We start from the raw sequence: 18680 nt of genomic DNA, 5'->3' as shown, positions 1-18680 counted from the left end.
GGACCGCAAGATTTTTAGCGCTCGCGGCCGCCGGGGTCCCGGAGCCGGGTGAGTGCGTCCGCGTGGGCGCCGCCGCTCTCCGCGACCAGTTCGTCCATCTCCTGCGCGGCGCGCACGGTGGCCCAGCGGGGCTCGCCGTCCGGGCCCGGCGCGTACCCGTACACCCCGGGCCGGGGGAGCGAGTTGTACGCGAAGTGGGTGGAGAAGTAGTACGCGCCGGTGTCCAGGAGGGCCACGTGGTCGCCCGGCTCCAGGAGCGGCAGCGGCCGGTCCCGCGCGACCAGGTCGCCCGCGAAGCAGCACGGTCCGGCCACGTCCTGGGCGATGGGATCGCCGGTCTTGGGGCGGCCCTGCGCGTCGTAGGCGGCGACCCGTACCGGCCAGGAGTCCGGCGCGAACACCGTACGGGTGGCCACCTGGGCGCCCGCGTGAGTCACCGCGATCCGCCGCCCGCCGGCCGACTTGGTGTACTCGACGCGCGCCAGCACGACGCCGTGCTTGGCGAGCAGCGACCGGCCGAACTCGGTGACCAGCCCGTAGCGGCCGTCGAACATCCCCGGCACGGTGGCGTGCAGCAGCCGGGCGTATCCGCGGTACGTCGGCGAGACCTCGTCGGACGTGAAGTTCACCGGCAGCCCGCCGCCGATGTCCAGGGTGGTGACCCGGGCACGCCCGGCCTTCTCGTTGATCTCCTCGGCCAGCTCGTACAGCACCCGCACACCGACCGCCATCAGCTCCAGCGGCATGCCCTGGGAGCCGACGTGGACGTGCAGGCGCGTCAGCCACGGGCGGTCCAGAAAGGCTTTCACGACCTGGTCGCGGGCGTCCTCGTCGCGTAGCGGCACCCCGAACTTCGAGCTGTCGGTCGCGGTGCTCATCGCGCCGATGCTGCCGCCGCCGAGCTGCGGATTGACCCGCAGGCCCAGTGGCGAGCCGGTCGGCGCGGAGCCGGTCAGGGCGTCCAGCCGGGCGAGTTCGGCGAAGCTGTCGGCGTTGACGGCGATGCCGAGGGCGAGCGCCTCGCGCAGCTCGGCGGGTGTCTTGGCGGGCGAGTCCAGCACCGTGCGGGACGGCGGCACCCCGGCCGCGCGCGCCAGGGCCAGCTCCCCGGGACTGGCGACCTCGCAGCCCAGCCCCTCCTGCGAGAGCAGGCGCAGTACGGGCACGAGCGAGGCGGCCTTGACGGCGAAGGCGTGCAGGACCGGCGTACCCGGCTCGGTGAACTCCTCGAACCCGGCCCGCAGTTCGGCGGCGGAACGGCGGATTCCGGCGATGTCCAGCAGGCCGGCGACGGGGGAGCCGGGGCTGACCAGGCCCCGGGCGACGGCCGCGGCGACGGCGCGGTGGCGCAGGGCGGGCGGGTCGAAGGGCGGGCCCAAGGGCGGATCGAAGGGTGGACCGGTGGTCGGGTCGGAGGGCTGACCGGCGGGCGGGGCGAAGGGCTGACCGGCGGGGGGATCGAAGGGCTGACCGGTGGGGGATTCGGCGGGCGGACCGGTGGGGGGTTCGGCGGGAGCAGCGCTCATGGCACCACTCCACCACCTGTCCGCCGTGGCCGCCATCGGCCGGCCCGCCCGCGCGCGGTGTTGACCTCTTCGGCACACGGCAATAACGTCGCGGCGCTCTTACCAGGGCCCCCTTTCCCGGAACGGTGGTGCGGTACATGCGATACCGGCACGTCCAGGCGAGACCGGCGGCGCGGCGGGACCTCCCGCAGCCGCCCCGGCCCCCGCTCCCGTTCCGGCCCCCGCACCCCGACGTGGTGGTGATCGGCAGCGGCATCGTCGGCGCCGCCTGCGCCGAGGCGCTCACCCGGCGCGGCGTCCGGGTCACCGTCCTGGACCACGCGCCGCTCACCTCCGGCACCACGGCCCGCGGCGAGGGCAACCTCCTGGTCTCCGACAAGCCGCCGGGACCCGAACTCGACCTGGCGCTGGACTCGTCGGAGCGCTGGCCGCGGTTGCTGGAGGAACTGGACGCCGAGGGGCGCGATCCCGGCGGGCCCGCTCTCGCGGAGCGGTGCGAGTACGAGGCGAAGGGCGGGCTGGTCGTAGCCCTCGGGGAACCGGGTGCCCGAGCCCTGGCCGGTTTCGCCGCAGCGCAACGGGCCGCCGGCGTCACCGCGTACGACCTCGGCCCCGACGAGGCGCGCGCCCGCGAACCCCACCTCGCCCCCGGCGTCCGCGCCGCCGTCCACTACCCGCAGGACGCCCAGATCCAGCCGGTCGCGGCGGCCACCGCGCTGCTCGCCGCCGTCCGCGGGCGCGGCGGGACGCTGCGTTCCGGGGTGCGGGCGCTCGGCGTGGAGCGCGGTGCGGACGGGCGGGTGACGGCGCTGCGCACCTCGGCCGGGACGCTGCCGTGCGGCGCGGTCGTCAACGCCTGCGGCCCCTGGGCGGGCCGCTTCGCGCGGGCGGCGGGCGCGCCGCTGCCCGTACAGCCGCGCCGGGGCCTGGTGCTGGTCACCGCGCCGCTGCCGCCGGGCACGGTCCGGCACAAGGTGTACGACGCCGACTACGTGGGCGCCGTCGGCAGCGGCGACGCCGACCTGCGGACCTCGACGGTCGTCGAGGCGACGCGGGGCGGGACGGTGCTGATCGGGTCGAGCCGGGAGCGGACCGGTTTCCAGGAACGTTTCCGCGCCGTCGTCCTCGCCGAACTCGCCCGCAAGGCCACCGCATTGTTCCCGGTGCTGGGCCGGGTCCCGGTGATCCGCGCGTACGGCGGCTTCCGCCCGTACACCCCCGACCACCTCCCGGTCATCGGCCCCGACCCGCGGCTGCCCGGCCTGTGGCACGCGACCGGGCACGAGGGCGCGGGCATCGGACTCGCCCCGGCCACCGGCGAACTCCTCGCACAGCTGTACGCGGGCGAGCGCACCCGGATCGATCCGGAGCCCTACCGGGTGGGGCGGCCGGGGCTGGGGGAGGAAGCGCGGTGGACCGCGTGACGGCCGGGGCCGGGAAGGGGGGCGGCGCGGTGTTCCGCGTGACGGTGGACGGTGACGAACAGTGGGCGCGGCCCGGGCAGACGGCCGCCTCGGTGCTGCTGGCCGCGGGGCGCCTCTCCTGGCGGACCACGCGCGGCGGCCGTCCGCGTGGCGTGTTCTGCGGGATCGGCGTCTGCCACGACTGCCTGGTGGTGGTGAACGGCGTACCTGATGTACGGGCCTGCCGGCGGGTGGTGGTGGCGGGGGACCGCATCGAGACGCAGGTGGGGGCGCGGTTGCCGGAGCCCGCGCCGGAGCCTGGCACCCAGGGTGGGCTTCCCGTGGTGGCGAAGGCCGTGTCGGTGCCGGTGGTCGTCGTCGGGGCCGGGCCCGCGGGCATGGCGGCGGCGCTGGCGGCGGCCGGGACCGGGGTGCGGGTGGTGCTGGTGGACGACGGGGAGCGGCCGGGCGGGCAGTACCACCGGCAGGCCGCGGACGGCCCGGCGCGGGGCGCGGCGGTGCGGGCCGTACGGGAGCATCCGCGGGTCGAGTGGCTGGCGGGGGCGACGGTGTGGGGAGTGGAGGCCGGGGAGCGCGGGGGTGGGGGAGAAGGCGGCGTGACAGGGAGCGGGGATGAAACCGGGGCCGCTCACGGTTCTCGCCCGGCTGTCTCCAACTGGACCGTCCACGTCCTGCAAGGCCCCGCCGACGCCCCCGCCCGTACCCCGTACACCCTGCACGCCGACGCGCTCGTCCTGTGCACCGGCGCGTACGACCGGGCGCTGCCGTTCCCCGGCTGGGACCTGCCGGGTGTCGTCACGGCAGGCGCGGCGCAGGCGCTCGCCAAGGGGCAGCGGACGGCGATCGGCCGCCGGGTGGTGGTCTCCGGCACCGGCCCGTTCCTGCTGCCGGTCACCTCGTCGCTGCTCACCGTGGGGGCGCGCGTCCTGGGCGTGTACGAGGCGGGTACGCCCGCCGCCTGGCTGCGCGCCCCCGTGGCCGCGCTCCGGGACGGCGGCGGCAAGGTCCCCGAACTCCTCGCGTACGCCACGGCGATGGCGCGGCACCGCGTCCCCTACCGGCCCCGCCGGGCGGTCGTCGCCGCACACGGACGGGACCGCGTCGAGGCGGTGACGGTGGCCCGCCTCGCACCGGACTGGAGCGTCGTGCCCGGTACCGAACACCGCATCGAGGACGTGGACGCCCTCTGCGTCGGCTACGGCTTCACGCCGCAGCTCGAACTCGCCCTCGCCGCCGGATGCACGCTGCGCGACGGCACCTGGGTCGCCGTCGGACCCGCGCAGCAGACCTCCGTACCCGGCGTGTACGCGGCGGGCGAGCCCACCGGCATCGGCGGCGCGGCGCTCGCGGCGGCCGAAGGCGAGCTGGCGGGGCTGGCGGCGGCGCGGTGGGCCGGTGCGCTGTCCGAGACGGTGCGACGCGCCCCGGCCGTCCGGCGGCGGGTGCTCGCGGGCCGCCGCTTCGCCCGGCTGCTCGCCGCGACCCACCCCGTACGCCCCGGCTGGCGCACCTGGCCCGACGAGGACACGCTCGTCTGCCGCTGCGAGGAGGTGCCGTACGGGCAGGTGCGTTCAGAGGCCTCGTCTGCCGACGGCATGCGCACGTTCAAGCTCGCCACGCGCGTCGGACTGGGCCCCTGCCAGGGCCGGATCTGCGCCCGCAACGCGGCCGGCCTCTGCGGCCCGGACGCCCTGCCCGACCCGCAGACGGCCGACCGGCGCCCGATCGCCCAGCCGGTACGGCTCGCGGATCTGGCCGCTGCGGGGACGGGCGCGCCCATATCGGGGAGTACGGATGGGCCGGTATCCGGGAGTACGGACGCGTCCGGGCCCGGACCTGAACCCGAGCCCGTACCCGACCCCGTTCACGAATCCCCTTCCGGCCGCACACCGACCGAATCCTGAACTCCCGCACCACCCGCCGTAACGAGAGGACCCGCCATGACGGACCACGCCACGCCGCAGTCCCGTACGCCCCATGCCGCCTCCCGTACGTCCCTGACCGGCGTCATCGTCGCCACCGCCCTCCCGTACGCCGAGGACCGGGCCGCGCCCGCCGGGCTGCGGCCCGACCTCGACCGGTACGCCGACCACTGCCGCTGGCTCGTCGACAACGGCTGTCACGGTGTCGGACCGAACGGTTCGCTCGGCGAGTACTCCTCCCTCACCGACGGCGAACGGCGCGCCGTGGCCCGTACGGCCGTCTCGGCGGTGGGGCGCGACGCGCTGGTCGTGGTCGGGGTGCACGGGGCCGGTGCGCACCAGGCGCGGTACTGGGCGGAGCTGGCGGCCGAGGACGGCGCGGACGGCGTGCTGTGCCTGCCGCCCACCCTCTACCGGGCCAACACCGCTGAGATCGTGCGGCACTTCGAGGAGGTCGCGGCCGTCGGGCTGCCGGTCATGGCGTACAACAACCCGCTCGACACCAAGATCGACCTCACGCCGGAGGTGCTGCGGGAGGTCGCCGCGATCGACGGTGTGGTGGCCGTCAAGGAGTTCTCCGGCGACATCCGCCGGGTGCTGCACATCAAGGAGCAGGCCCCCGGCCTGGAGGTGGTCGCGGGCGCGGACGACCTGGTGCTGGAGGCGCTGCTCATGGGCGCCACCGGCTGGTTCGCCGGCTTTCCCAACGTCTTCCCCGCCGAGTCCGTACGCCTCTACGAGCTGGCCCTGGAGGGGCGCGTCAGCGAGGCGCGGGAGCTGTACGAGCCGCTGGTCGCCGCGTTCCGGTGGGACTCGCGCACCGAGTTCGTCCAGGCCATCAAGCGCGGGATGGACCTCGTGGGGCGCTACGGCGGGCCCTGCCGGCCGCCGCGCGGGCCGCTGCTCCCGGAACAACGGCGGCAACTGGACGCGGACATGCGCGGCGCCGTCCAGGCGCTGGAGATCTGGGCGAAAGCGGAGGGGCGGTGACGGCCGACGGCACGAAGGCCGCTTTCGCCGCGCGCAGCGTGCGCACCTTCAGCGCCGTGGACTCGCACACCGAGGGCATGCCGACGCGCGTCATCACGGACGGCGTCGGCACCATCCCCGGCGCGACCATGGCCGAACGCCGCCGGTACTTCGTCGAGCACCTGGACTCCATCCGCCGGCTGCTGGTGAACGAACCGCGCGGGCACGCCGCGATGAGCGGGGCGATCCTGCAACCGCCGACCCGGCCGGACGCCGACTGGGGCGTCGTCTACATCGAGGTGTCCGGCTGCCTGCCGATGTGCGGGCACGGCACCATCGGCGTCGCGACGGTGCTGGTGGAGACGGGCCTGGTGGAGGTCACCGAGCCGGTCACCACCGTACGGCTGGACACCCCGGCCGGGCTGGTCGCGGCCCGGGTCGCGGTGCGCGACGGGCGGGCCGAGCACGTCACGATCCGCAACGTGCCCTCGTACGCGCACGAACTGGACGCCGTGGTGAAGGTGCCCGGCTTCGGCGAGGTCCGCTACGACCTGGCGTACGGCGGCAACTTCTACGCGATCACGCCGCTCGCCGCGCTGGGCATCCCGTTCGACTCCGCCCACCTGGACGAGATCATCGCGGCGGGCCTGGCCGTGATGGCCGCGGTCGACGAACGGGACCGGCCCGTCCACCCCGCCGACCCGGCCATCTCCGGCTGCCACCACGTCCAGTTCACGGCTGCCGGCACGCCGGGCCCGGACGGCTCGGATTCCCGTAACGCCATGGTCATCCACCCCGGCTGGCTCGACCGCTCGCCCTGCGGCACCGGCACCAGCGCCCGCATGGCCCAGCTGCACGCGCGCGGCGAACTCCCCCTCGACCGGCCCTTCGTCAACGAGTCCCTGATCGGCACCTGCTTCACGGGCCGCCTGGTGGGCACGGACCGGGTCGGCGGACGGCCGGCCGTCGTCCCCACGGTGACCGGCCGGGCCTGGATCACGGGCACGGCCCGGTATGTGCTCGATCCGTCCGATCCGTTTCCGCAGGGGTTCGTGCTGTAGAGGTGGGAGGTCACATACCGAGAAGAGAAAGCGGAACGCGTTGTTCATCAGGGAAATAGCAGGTCGGGGTTGGGGGCGGGGACGCGGGCTTCGGGATCGTGGTCTGCGGCGCGGGCTCCGTGTTCGCGGCCTGCGGCACGGGCACCGGAAACGCGGCCTGCGGCTGCTGGCCGTACCGGCCGCGGTTCTGGCGTTGTACGCCGGTACGGGGCCGGCCGTGGCGCAGTCCCGCCTCGACGGAAGCCCGGCAGCCAGCACCACGGCCCCGGCTGCCGCTCCGGCCGTCCGCATCACCGAGGGCCAGGTCCGGGAGGCCGGCCCCGGCGGCGCGCTGCTCTACCCGAGCGTGACCAGCTGCCTGACCGTGACGGTCCGCCTCGCGGACGGCGGTCTGGTGGGCGCGCACGCCAGTTTGTTCCAGGTGCCGGGGGAGTACCGCTCCGACCGCATCCTCGGCGCCCTGCGGTCACGGGTCGGCGACCGGCCCGTGACCGCCGTCGAGGTCAGGGGCGCGGTCGGCGCCTGGCATCCCGGCTACTTCACGAAGGCCGTGGAGAGTTACGGGGACGGGGAGGCCGTGCCGTACCCGACGCGTCCCGATCCGGACGGTCTGGCGGCGGCGGTGGCGGACGGCCTGGGGCAGCCGCGGGCGAAGGTGTCGGTGACGGACGTACCGGACGGTGATCAGACGGTGCGCTGAGGCCCTGGCCGACGGGGCGGGGCGGCGCGCGCCCCGCCCCGACCTGTTGACTAGCCATATTCAACACCTCAAGATGTGAATAGCTCGATCCATTCGCATCGACGTCAGGGAGGCACGGCCCATGTCAGGACCGCGACCCGTGCGGGCACCGCGCGGTACGGAACTGAGCGCGCGAGGATGGCAGCAGGAAGCCGCGCTGCGCATGCTGCAGAACAACCTCGACCCGGAGGTCGCCGAGCACCCGGACAAGCTCGTCGTCTACGGCGGCACCGGCAAGGCCGCCCGCGACTGGCGCTCCTTCGACGCGATGGTGCGCACGCTGACGACGCTCAAGCAGGACGAGACGATGCTCGTCCAGTCGGGCCGGCCGGTCGGCGTCATGCAGACCCATGAGTGGGCGCCGCGGGTGCTGATCGCCAACTCCAACCTGGTGGGCGACTGGGCCAACTGGGAGGAGTTCCGGCGCCTGGAGGCGCTGGGCCTGACCATGTACGGCCAGATGACGGCCGGTTCGTGGATCTACATCGGCACGCAGGGCATCCTCCAGGGCACCTACGAGACGTTCGCCGCCGTCGCCGCGAAGAAGTTCAACGGCTCGCTCGCCGGGACGATCACGCTCACCGCCGGGCTCGGCGGCATGGGCGGCGCCCAGCCGCTCGCCGTCACGATGAACGACGGTGTCGCGATCTGCATCGACTGCGACCCGCGCGCCATCGAGCGGCGCATCGAACACCGCTACCTGGACGTGAAGGCTGACAGCCTCCAGCACGCCCTCCAGCTCGCCGTCGAGGCCCGCGACCAGCGCAAACCGCTGTCCATCGGTCTGCTCGGCAACGCCGCGGACCTGCTGCCGCGGATGCTCGCCGACGGCGCGCCGATCGACATCGTCACCGACCAGACCTCCGCCCACGACCCGCTGTCGTACCTCCCGGTCGGCATCGACTTCGCGGACATGGCCACCTACGCGGCCGAGCAGCCCGCCGACTTCACCCGCCGGGCCCGCGAGTCGATGGCCCGGCACGTGGAGGCCATGGTCGGCTTCATGGACGCCGGGGCCGAGGTCTTCGACTACGGCAACTCCATCCGCGGCGAGGCGGAACTCGCCGGTTACAAGCGTGCGTTCGCCTTCCCCGGCTTCGTGCCCGCCTACATCCGGCCGCTGTTCGCCGAGGGCAAGGGCCCGTTCCGCTGGGCCGCGCTGTCCGGCGACCCGAAGGACATCGCCGCCACCGACCGGGCGATCCTCGACCTCTTCCCGGAGAACGAGTCGCTCGCCCGGTGGATCAAGCTGGCGGGCGAGCGGGTGCACTTCCAGGGCCTGCCGGCCCGGATCTGCTGGCTCGGCTACGGCGAGCGCGACAAGGCGGGCGAGCGCTTCAACGACATGGTCGCCGACGGCACCCTCCAGGCCCCGCTGGCCATCGGCCGCGACCACCTGGACTGCGGCTCGGTGGCGTCCCCGTACCGGGAGACCGAGGCGATGCTCGACGGCTCCGACGCGATCGCCGACTGGCCGCTGCTGAACGCCATGGTCAACGTCGCCTCCGGCGCCTCGTGGGTCTCGCTGCACCACGGCGGCGGCGTCGGCATGGGTCGCTCCATCCACGCCGGTCAGGTCACGGTCGCCGACGGCACACCGCTGGCGGGCGAGAAGATCCGCCGCGTGCTGACCAACGACCCGGGCATGGGCGTCATCCGCCACGTCGACGCCGGCTACGAGCGCGCCGACGAGGTCGCGGCCGAACGCGGCGTGCGCATCCCGATGCGGGAGGGCGAGTGACCTCGGCGGAGACGGGCGGCTCGGCGGAGGCCGAGGGATCGGCGAAGGCGGGGAGCCCGGCGGGTGGCGTCGGTACGGGCGGCGCCTCCTTCCACGAGATGTGGCGCGACCTCGCCGCCATCGGCCGCCACTCCGGCACCGGCGGCTACCGCCGCTACGCCTGGACCGGCGCGGACGCCGACTGCCGGGCCTGGTTCGCGGACCAGGCCCGTGCACGGGGGCTGGCCTACGAGGTGGACCGCAACGGCAACCAGTGGGCCTGGCTCGGCGCGGCGTCCGCCGCCGACGTGGCCGCGGGCGATGCCGTGGTCACCGGCTCCCACCTGGACTCCGTCCCGGACGGCGGCGCCTTCGACGGGCCGCTCGGCGTCGTGTCCTCCTTCGCCGCGCTCGACGAACTCCGCCGCCGGGGCGCCACGCCCGCCAAGCCGCTGGCCGTCGTCAACTTCGGCGACGAAGAAGGCGCCCGCTTCGGTCTGGCCTGCGTCGGCTCCCGGCTCAGCGCCGGACAGCTCACCGTGGAGCGCGCCCGCGAACTGCGGGACGCCGACGGCACGACGCTGCCCCGGGCGATGGAGCGGGCCGGATACGACCCGGACGCCATCGGCCCGGACCCCGACCGGCTCTCCCGCATCGGCGCGTTCGTCGAACTGCACGTCGAGCAGGGCCGGGCGCTCGACCTGTCCGGCGACCCCGTGGGCATCGCCTCCGCCATCTGGCCGCACGGCCGCTGGCGGTTCGACTTCCACGGCGAGGCCAACCACGCCGGCACCACCCGGCTGGCGGACCGGCGCGACCCGATGCTCACCTACGCGGCGACCGTGCTCGCCGCCCGCGAGCGCGCCGAACAGGCCGGGGCGCTGGCGACCTTCGGCAAGACCAGCGTCGAGCCGAACGGCGTGAACGCCATCCCGTCGCTGGTCCGCGGCTGGCTGGACTCCCGCGCCGCCGACCAGGAGACGCTGGACACCGTCGTCGCGGCCATCGAACGGGCAGCCGTCGAGCGCGCCGCGCAGGACGGCGTCGACGTCCGCGTCACCCGGGAATCCTTCACCCCCGTCGTCGAGTTCGGACACGCCCTGCGGGACGAGCTGGCCAAGATCCTCATGCGGGCGGCGGACAGCAGGCCCGCAGCCGGCGGCCGGACCGGCGGCGCCCGCGAGGTGCCGGTCCTCGGCACCGGCGCCGGACACGATGCGGGTATTTTGTCCGCAACCGTCCCCACCGCCATGCTGTTCGTACGCAACCCCACCGGCGTCTCGCACTCGCCCGCCGAACACGCGGCCGAGAACGACTGCGTCGCCGGGGTGACCGCACTCGCCGACGTACTGGAGGGCCTGGCGTGCAGGTGACGCCGCAGGAAGCCGAGCCGACCCCGCGACCCGGCGACGGGCCGCGGCCGGCCGCCCCGAAGACGTACTGGCTGGAACACGCCTGGCTCGGCACGCACGTCGAGCCGGGCGTGGCCGTGGACGTGGATGCGGCCGAGGGGCGGATCACCGCCGTACGGACCGAGGTCCCGGCCCCGCCGCCCGGCGCCGTCGCCCTGCGCGGCCTGACGCTCCCGGGACTGGCCAACGCCCACTCGCACGCCTTCCACCGGGCGCTGCGCGGCACCGTCCAGGTCGGCTCCGGCACCTTCTGGACCTGGCGCGAGGTGATGTACCAGGTCGCCTCCCAGCTCACGCCGGACAGCTATCACGCGCTCGCGCGGGCCGTCTACGCGGAGATGGCGCTGACCGGCATCACCTGCGTCGGCGAATTCCACTACCTCCACCACGGGCCGGGCGGCACCCGCTACGCCGACCCCAACGCGATGGGCGAGGCGCTGATCGCCGCCGCCGACGAGGCCGGCATCCGCATCACCCTGCTGGACACCGCCTACCTCTCCGCCGGCTTCGGCGCCCCGCCCAACCACCACCAGCTGCGCTTCTCCGACGGCACGGCCGACGCCTGGGCCGAGCGCGCGTCCGGCCTGAAGGAGGGCAGGCCGCACGCCCGCATCGGAGCGGCCGTGCACTCCGTACGCGCGGTGCCCGCCGACCAGCTGAGCACCGTCGCGGAGTGGGTCGGGCAGCGGCAGGCCCCGCTGCACGTCCACCTCTCCGAGCAGACCGCCGAGAACGACGCCTGCCGCGAGGCGCACGGCCGCACGCCCACCCAGCTGCTCGCCGAACACGGCGTCCTGGGCCGCCGCACCACGGCCGTGCACGCCACCCACCTCACCGGCGAGGACGTACGGCTGCTGGGCGCCGCCACCACCGGCGTGTGCATGTGCCCCACCACCGAGCGCGACCTCGCCGACGGCATCGGCCCCGCCGTCCAGCTGCAGGCCGCCGGCAGCCCCTTGTCGCTCGGCAGCGACAGCCACGCCGTCATCGACCTCTTCGAAGAGGCCCGCGCGATGGAGCTGGACGAACGGCTGCGCACCCGCACCCGCGGCCACTGGACGGCCGCCGCCCTGCTGCGCGCCGCCACCGCCGACGGCCACGCCGCGCTGGGCTGGGACGAGGCCGGCGCCATCGAGCGCGGCGCGCTCGCCGACCTCACCACGATCGCGCTGGACTCCGTACGCACCGCGGGCCCGCTGCCCAGGCTGGGCGCCGAGACGGCGGTATTCGCCGCCTCCGGGGCGGACGTGCGCCATACGGTCGTGGGCGGCCGCCAGGTCGTACGCGACGGAGTCCATACGCTCGTGCCCGATGTCCCCGCCGCGCTGGCCGAGGCCATCGCGGCCGTACGCGGCTGAGTCCGCGGCCGAAGGAGAGCACTCCCACGATGAACCACCCCAGCAGCGCGGCCGCGGAGCCCGCCGCCACCGGCCGCACCACCGTCATCACCAACATCGCCAGTCTCGTCACCAACGACCCCTCCCTCGGTGAAGGCCCCCTCGGTCTGCTCCAGGACGCGGCGGTCGTCTTCGACGGCGACCGCGTTGCCTGGGTCGGTCCGACAAGCAAAGCACCCGCCACTGACAATCGCGTCGACGCCGAGGGCCGCGCGGGGCTCCCCGGCTTCGTCGACTCCCACTCCCACCTGGTCTTCGGCGGCGACCGCACCGCCGAGTTCAACGCCCGGATGTCCGGCCGCGCGTACTCGGCCGGCGGCATCCGCACCACCGTCGCCGCCACCCGCGCCGCCAGCGACGAGGACCTGCACGCCAACGTCGCCAAGTACCTGGCCGAGGCGCTGCGCCAGGGCACCACGACGATGGAGACCAAGTCCGGCTACGGCCTGAACGTCGAGGACGAGGCCCGCGCCCTGCGCATCGCCGCCGCCCACACCGACGAAGTCACCTTCCTCGGCGCGCACATCGTCTCCCCCGACTACGCCGACGACCCCGCGGGCTACGTCGACCTCGTCACCGGCCCCATGCTGGACGCGTGCGCCCCGCACGCCCGCTGGATCGACGTGTTCTGCGAACAGGGCGCCTTCGACGGGGACCAGGCCCGCGCCATCCTCACCGCGGGCAAGGCCAGGGGCCTGCACCCGCGCGTGCACGCCAACCAGCTCCACCACGGCCCCGGCGTCCAGATCGCCGTCGAACTCGACGCCGCCTCCGCCGACCACTGCACCCACCTGGACGCCGCCGACATCGACGCGCTGGCCAACAGCTCGACCGTCGCCACGCTGCTGCCCGGCGCCGAGTTCTCCACCCGCGCCCGGTGGCCCGACGCGCGCCCCCTCCTCGACGCGGGCGCCACCGTCGCGCTGTCCACCGACTGCAACCCCGGCTCGTCCTTCACCAGCTCGATGCCGTTCTGCATCGCGCTCGCCGTACGGGACATGAAGATGACCCCGGACGAAGCCGTCTGGTCCGCCACGGCGGGCGGCGCGGCGGCCCTGCGCCGCACCGACATCGGCCGCCTCACCCCAGGCACCCGCGCCGATCTCACCCTCCTCGACGCCCCCTCCCACGTCCACCTCGCCTACCGCCCGGGCGTCCCGCTCGTCTCCCGGGTCTGGCGGCGAGGGGTGTGCGCCTGATCACACAGCGGCGTGGTCGTATTCCGGTACCGGACATTGCGTAGATCACGTAATCTCCAGACCTCAATACGAACAACTGTCGCAGTCGCCCGCACGGTTGGAGGAACCTCGCGTTCCTCCATGTTCCTCCCGTGCACGACCAGGGCGACCGCACGGGGGGAAGGAACCCATATGAAGTCGACCCGTCTGAAGACCCGCATCGCGGGCACCGCGGCCGCCGTCGCCGTCCTCGGCGGCGCCTCCCTGGCCATGGCGCCGGGCGCGGCGGCGAAGGCCAACCTGATCTCGATCGAGCGGGCGCAGCTGCGCGGCGGCGCGCTGTCCGTGACCGTCAAGTACTCCTGCGACACCGGCCTCCAGTGGCAGCTGGTCACCAAGATGACCAAGCTGGAGAAGGGCAAGGACACCAAGTCGGTGGCGACCGGTGCCGTCGCGGCCGACAAGATTATCTGCGACTACAACGACCGTGTCCTCACGGTGAAGCTGCGGCCGACCAAGGGCTCGCACTTCGTGAAGGGCGACCAGGTGAAGGTCACCGCCAACTACGTGGCGCCGGGCGAGAAGGACGACGAGCGCCCGATCGCGGTGATCTCCACCAAGCTGTGATCACACGCTGAATGGCAGGGCCGTGCCCCGGAACCACACCGGTTCCGGGGCACGGCCCTTCCCGTTCCCCTCACCCCACCACCCCCGCATCCCGGGCACACAACGCCGCCTGCACCCGGTTGCCCACCTCCAACGTCGCCAGGATGCGGCTGACATGGGCCTTGACCGTGCTCTCGCGCATCGCCAGCGCGCCCGCGATCTGCGCGTTCGAGGCGCCGTCGGCGAGGAGGGCCAGCACCTCGGTCTCGCGGGGCGTGAGGCGTGCGATGCGGGAGCGGGCGTCCGGCGTGCCGCGGGCGGTCGTGTGGTGGTAGCGGTCGATCAGGCGGCGGGCGGCCGTGGGGTGCAGCATGGCCTGGCCGTCGGCCACGACCCGTACGGCGCGGATGATCTCCGCCGGGTCGCTGTCCTTGAGCAAGAAGCCCGAGGCGCCCGCGGTGAGCGCGTCGTACACGTACTGGTCGAGGTCGAAGGTGGTCAGCACCACGACCTCCGGCGGCTCCGGCAGCCCGCGCAGCCGCTCGGTGGCGGCGATGCCGTCCAGGCGGGGCATGCGGATGTCCATCAGCGCCACGTCGATCCGGTGGGCACGGGCCAGTTCGACGGCTTCGGCGCCGTCCGCCGCCTCGGCCACGACGGTGATGCCGGGCGCGTCGCCGAGGATGTCCGTCAGCGCGAGCCGGACCAGACTGTCGTCGTCGGCGACCAGCATGCGGATCATGTCGCTCCCGTCGTCGGTGCGTCCGGACCGGAGTGTGCCGGGAGGGTGGCGGCGATACGCCAACCGCGGTCCCCAGTCGGTCCGTACTCCAGGGTGCCGCCCAGTGCCGACATCCGTTCCGTCAGGCCGAGCAGGCCGTAGCCGCTGGCCGGACCGGGCGCAGGAGGCTCCGCGCCCGCCCGGGCCGGTGCGTTGCGCACCTCGACGGCGGTCTCGTACGGCCCGTAACGCACCGTCACCCGTACCTGGGCGTCCGGCGCGTGCTTACGGGCATTGGTCAGGGCCTCCTGGACGAGCCGGTGAACGGCCAGGCGCCGCCCGGCGGGCAGGCTCCGGCCGTCGCCCTCGATATCGGCCTCGATCTTCTGGCCGGCGGCGCGTGCCTCGTCCAGCAGCGCCGGGAGTTCCCGCAGCCCCGGCACCCGGGAGGCGTCCGCCGCGGCCTGCTCCGGCCGCCCTTCGGTGTCGCGCAGCGCGCCCAGTACGTCCCGCAGGTCGCCGAGCGCCTCGGTCGAGGTGGTGCGCAGCAGCGCGAGCCGGTCCGCGACCGGTGCGGGCAGGCTGTCGGCGCGCCTTTGCAGGGCGCCGGTGTGCAGCGCGAGGACCGTCAGCCGGTGGGCGAGGACGTCGTGCATCTCGGCGGCGATACGGGCGCGTTCGGTGAGCCGGGCCTGTTCCGAGCGCAGTTCGCGCTCCACCCGCAACTGCTCGACGCGCGCGGCGAGGGCGGCCTCCAGACGGCGCCGGCTGCTCGCCCAGAGCCCCAGCGCGAGCACGATGCCCAGCGGCATCAGCGGACCGTACGAACGGCTCATCCACAGGCTCTGCGGTGGCTGCACCAGCGCGTTCCCCGCCAGGGCCACGGCTGCGGCCACGAAGGGGACGACCAGGCGCCCGTGGGCGACCAGGTGGAAGAGCACGACCAGCAGCGGCAGCACCATGCCCAGCCCGGCGGCCAGCGCGACCGTACAGAGCAGGGCGAGCGCCGGGCGGCGGTATCGCAGCGCCACCGACAGGGCCCCGGCGACGGCCAGGGCGACCTCCGGGCTCAGCACGGCCCCGCCCGCGCTGATGTACGCCTCCTGCCCGGCCTCCTGGGCGACGGCGGCCAGCAGCAGCGCCTCGGCCCACCAGGGCCAGCCGCGCTCCGTCCGCGCCAGGCCCGGCCTGCCCGGGTTTGTCATCCCCGGTTTCGGCCTGGCCCGTTTCGTCACCTTCAGCACGCGACGAGCATATGGCCGCGGCAGGGCACGCACATTCGACCTGCGGCGGCATCTGCCCCCTACTTTCGTACGGGGTGCCCCTCGCACAACGGCCGATGGACCGTGCCCCGCTGCTTCCTAGCGTCACCAGCATGAACGTCACGCCGACCCCCGCGCCTCCCGCAGCCCCCGCAACCTCCACCGCCACCGGCCCCGTGCGCTTCCTGCGCGAGGCGGCCCGCACCCCGCACACCACCGGTGCCGTGGCGGCCAGCAGTCCGTGGCTGGCCGCCCGGCTGACCGCGCCGCTCGCCCGGGAAGTGCGGCGCTCCGGCCGCCCGGCGGCCGTCCTGGAAGTGGGCGCGGGCACCGGCCCCGTCACCCGCGCGCTGGCCGGACTGCTGCGGCCCGCCGACCACCTGGACGTGGTCGAGATCAATCCCCGCTTCGTGGCGGCCCTGGAGGGCGCGCTGCGCACGGACGTCACCCTGGCCGCGGCGGCCGACCGGATACGGATCCTCCCCGGCTCGATCACCGAGGTCCCCCTGGACCGCCGGTACGACGCGGTCGTCTCCGGCCTCCCCTTCACCAACTTCGAGCCCGGCGAGGTCCGTACGATCCTGGACCGCTACCTGTCCGTGCTCCGGCCGGGCGGGCACCTCACGTACTTCGCCTACCTCGGCACCGCCCCCGCCCGCGCGCTGCTGGCCGGCCGGTCCGAGGCGGCCCGGCACCGCGCCGTGGCCGGTGTGCTGGCCGAGTACGGCCAGCGGTACGGGCAGGGGCGCAGCACGGTATGGCGCAATCTGCCACCGGCGTACGTGCACCACCTGCGCGCCCCGTAGAAGCCGAGCGCATCCGCACGGCCGGGGCGAACGCCCCCGTACAGCAGAACCCGTACAGCAGAGGCGAACGCCCCCGTACAGCGGAGGCGGCCGCATCCACGCAGCCGAGCGCAGCCACACAGCAGAGGAGGGCCCGTCCCGAGATTCCGGGGCAGGCCCTCCTCTGCGCGGGCGTCAGCCGGACCGTCAGGCCGACCGCGACCGCGGGGTGGTCGTGGGATGTCGCTCCCCGACCGTCACTCCTCGACCATCAGCCCCTTGCGGAGCCGCACCAGCGTGCGGGACAGCAGGCGCGAGACGTGCATCTGGGAGATGTTCAGTTCCTCGCCGATCTCCGACTGCGTCATGTTCGCGACGAAGCGGAGCGAGAGGATCTTGCGGTCGCGCGGCGGCAGCTCGGCGATCAGCGGCTTGAGGGACTCGACGTACTCGATGCCTTCGAGTCCGTGGTCCTCGTAGCCGATGCGGTCGGCCAGCGCGCCCTCGTTGTCGTCCTCCTCCGGCTGGGCGTCCAGCGAGCTGGCGGTGTACGCGTTGCTCGCCGCCATGCCCTCGACGACCTCGTCATTGGTGATGCCGAGGCGTTCGGCCAGCTCGCTCACGGTGGGGGAGCGGTCCAGCTGCTGCGCGAGCTCGTCGCCGGCCTTGGCCAGGTCCAGCCGCAGTTCCTGCAGGCGCCTGGGCACCCGCACGGACCAGCTGGTGTCGCGGAAGAAGCGCTTGATCTCGCCGACGATGGTCGGCATGGCGAACGTCGGGAACTCCACGCCCCGGCTGAGCTCGAAGCGGTCTATCGCCTTGATCAGGCCGATGGTGCCGACCTGGACGATGTCCTCCATGGGCTCGCTGCGGGAGCGGAACCGGGAGGCCGCGAACTTCACGAGCGCGAGGTTCAGTTCGACCAGGGTGTTGCGGACGTACGCGAATTCGTGGGTGCCTTCTTCCAGCGATTCCAGGCGCTCGAAGAGGGTCTTGGACAGGGCCCGCGCGTCCAGCGGCCCCACCTCGTCGTACGGGGGGATCTCGGGCAGTCCGTCGATCTCGGGAATTCCCGCCGCGTCCGGTTCGGACGATTCAGCTGTGAGATGCGGGGAATGAGAAGTATGGGACTGGTCGGGCAGGGCGGCCTCGGTCAGGTCGGCGCCGGTGAGAGCGGCCTTGGCGAGGGTGGTCTCTGACAAGGGAGTCGACGACGCGGTCTCCGTGGTGTCTTCGGTGCGCAATTCGTCGAGCCGGGGTGACATGTTGTCCTCCATCGTTCTCGGCATATGGCTGCCGATGCCTCTACGTGAAGCTGCGGTGTGCGGCGCCTCCAAAGCCGGCCGTTTCGAACGTGTCCTTACTACGCCTACCTGGCTTTGCCGGAAGATGGCAAGTGCGTGTTGTCCGGTTTCGACAGTAATTGCGTATTGTTCGGCTACCAGCCGCGCGTATCGAAGGCGTAGTCTTCGGTCAGCGCAGTCGTAAGCAATCGGACGCCGAGACAGCAAGAGGGGTGCACGCGCATGGACCGCGGGACGGTCGGCAGTGCCAGTCGGGGACGGCTCAATGTCGCTATCCGGCATCAAGGTGCCAGCGCGATCGTGACCGTCGCGGGTGAGCTGGACCACCACACCGCGGAGCTGTTGCGTGAATCACTCGAAGGGTGCGTCACCGACGGCTTCACACGACTGGTCGTCGACTGCTCACAGCTGGAGTTCATGGACTCCACCGGCCTGAACGTACTGCTCGGCGCCCGCCTGAAGGCGGAGGCCGAGGGCGGCGGGGTACATCTGGCCGGAATGCAACCGGTGGTGGCGCGGGTCTTCGAGATCACAGGCGCGGACGCGGTGTTCACCGTGCACGACTCCCTCGACAAGGCTCTCGCCGACTGACGGAAGCGGCGCCGGCGGTGCGATCACGGGGGTTCCCCCCGTGCGCGTTGCCCGCGTCACAAC

At 73.8% G+C, this 18680-nt stretch carries 16 protein-coding genes; 12 read left to right on the top strand and 4 right to left on the bottom strand.

The window, feature by feature from the left end; all coding sequences use genetic code 11:
* Positions 1-14: 14 nt before the first annotated feature.
* Positions 15-1526, bottom strand: a complete 1512-nt coding sequence (locus IH45_RS0113585; protein WP_234440532.1) for a diaminopimelate decarboxylase — start codon at positions 1524-1526, stop codon at positions 15-17.
* Positions 1527-1663: 137 nt separating this feature from the next.
* Between IH45_RS0113585 and IH45_RS0113580 the strand changes: the two genes are divergently transcribed.
* From IH45_RS0113580 to IH45_RS0113535, 10 genes are all read left to right on the top strand, one after another.
* Positions 1664-2950, top strand: a complete 1287-nt coding sequence (locus IH45_RS0113580; RefSeq protein ID WP_078897520.1) for an NAD(P)/FAD-dependent oxidoreductase — start codon at positions 1664-1666, stop codon at positions 2948-2950.
* Complete coding sequence (locus tag IH45_RS0113575; protein ID WP_063762987.1) at positions 2938-4854, top strand: FAD-dependent oxidoreductase; 1917 nt, start codon at positions 2938-2940, stop codon at positions 4852-4854. The genes IH45_RS0113580 and IH45_RS0113575 overlap by 13 nt, the downstream gene beginning before the upstream one ends.
* Positions 4855-4890: 36 nt before the next feature.
* The gene (locus IH45_RS0113570; protein WP_050514809.1) at positions 4891-5862 is read left to right on the top strand and encodes a dihydrodipicolinate synthase family protein; all 972 of its coding nucleotides are present in this window, start codon (positions 4891-4893) and stop codon (positions 5860-5862) included.
* Positions 5859-6902, top strand: a complete 1044-nt coding sequence (locus tag IH45_RS0113565) for a proline racemase family protein (RefSeq protein WP_078897512.1) — start codon at positions 5859-5861, stop codon at positions 6900-6902. The genes IH45_RS0113570 and IH45_RS0113565 overlap by 4 nt, the downstream gene beginning before the upstream one ends.
* Before the next feature lie 217 nt (positions 6903-7119).
* Entirely contained in the window at positions 7120-7602 is a 483-nt protein-coding gene (locus IH45_RS0113560; RefSeq protein WP_234440531.1) for a hypothetical protein, read from the top strand.
* A 121-nt stretch (positions 7603-7723) separates the two neighbouring features.
* Positions 7724-9382 (top strand): urocanate hydratase, encoded by a 1659-nt coding sequence (gene hutU, locus IH45_RS0113555; RefSeq protein ID WP_030666584.1) that lies wholly within the window; start codon positions 7724-7726, stop codon positions 9380-9382.
* Positions 9383-9480: 98 nt separating this feature from the next.
* The gene (locus IH45_RS0113550) at positions 9481-10734 is read left to right on the top strand and encodes an allantoate amidohydrolase (protein WP_030666582.1); all 1254 of its coding nucleotides are present in this window, start codon (positions 9481-9483) and stop codon (positions 10732-10734) included.
* A complete protein-coding gene (locus IH45_RS0113545; protein ID WP_394298676.1) occupies positions 10731-12131 on the top strand; it encodes a formimidoylglutamate deiminase in 1401 nt (466 codons plus the stop codon). The genes IH45_RS0113550 and IH45_RS0113545 overlap by 4 nt, the downstream gene beginning before the upstream one ends.
* A gap of 29 nt (positions 12132-12160) precedes the next feature.
* Positions 12161-13369 carry an imidazolonepropionase gene (gene hutI, locus IH45_RS0113540; RefSeq protein ID WP_050514808.1) on the top strand — a complete coding sequence of 403 codons (1209 nt, stop codon included), beginning with the start codon at positions 12161-12163 and terminating at the stop codon, positions 13367-13369.
* Between the two features lie 171 nt (positions 13370-13540).
* Positions 13541-13975 carry a hypothetical protein gene (locus tag IH45_RS0113535; RefSeq protein ID WP_030666574.1) on the top strand — a complete coding sequence of 145 codons (435 nt, stop codon included), beginning with the start codon at positions 13541-13543 and terminating at the stop codon, positions 13973-13975.
* Positions 13976-14045: 70 nt separating this feature from the next.
* Here the strand turns inward: IH45_RS0113535 and IH45_RS0113530 are convergent, their stop codons facing one another.
* The gene (locus IH45_RS0113530; protein WP_030666573.1) at positions 14046-14696 is read right to left on the bottom strand and encodes a response regulator transcription factor; all 651 of its coding nucleotides are present in this window, start codon (positions 14694-14696) and stop codon (positions 14046-14048) included.
* Positions 14693-15880, bottom strand: coding sequence for a sensor histidine kinase (locus IH45_RS0113525; RefSeq protein WP_030666571.1), 1188 nt, complete (start codon positions 15878-15880; stop codon positions 14693-14695). Before IH45_RS0113525 ends, IH45_RS0113530 begins: the two co-directional genes overlap by 4 nt.
* A 170-nt stretch (positions 15881-16050) precedes the next feature.
* Between IH45_RS0113525 and IH45_RS0113520 the strand changes: the two genes are divergently transcribed.
* The gene (locus IH45_RS0113520) at positions 16051-16743 is read left to right on the top strand and encodes a class I SAM-dependent methyltransferase (RefSeq protein WP_030666569.1); all 693 of its coding nucleotides are present in this window, start codon (positions 16051-16053) and stop codon (positions 16741-16743) included.
* A 236-nt stretch (positions 16744-16979) separates the two neighbouring features.
* Here IH45_RS0113520 and IH45_RS0113515 read toward each other — a convergent pair whose 3' ends face one another.
* The gene (locus tag IH45_RS0113515) at positions 16980-17987 is read right to left on the bottom strand and encodes an RNA polymerase sigma factor SigF (RefSeq protein ID WP_030666567.1); all 1008 of its coding nucleotides are present in this window, start codon (positions 17985-17987) and stop codon (positions 16980-16982) included.
* Positions 17988-18248: 261 nt separating this feature from the next.
* Here IH45_RS0113515 and IH45_RS0113510 point away from each other — a divergent pair, with 261 nt between their 5' ends.
* Entirely contained in the window at positions 18249-18617 is a 369-nt protein-coding gene (locus IH45_RS0113510; RefSeq protein ID WP_030666564.1) for an STAS domain-containing protein, read from the top strand.
* Positions 18618-18680 lie beyond the last annotated feature (63 nt).

Source organism: Streptomyces rimosus subsp. rimosus (assembly GCF_000720725.1).
Lineage (GTDB): Bacteria > Actinomycetota > Actinomycetes > Streptomycetales > Streptomycetaceae > Streptomyces > Streptomyces rimosus_A.
This window is presented reverse-complemented; position numbering and strand designations above follow the sequence as displayed.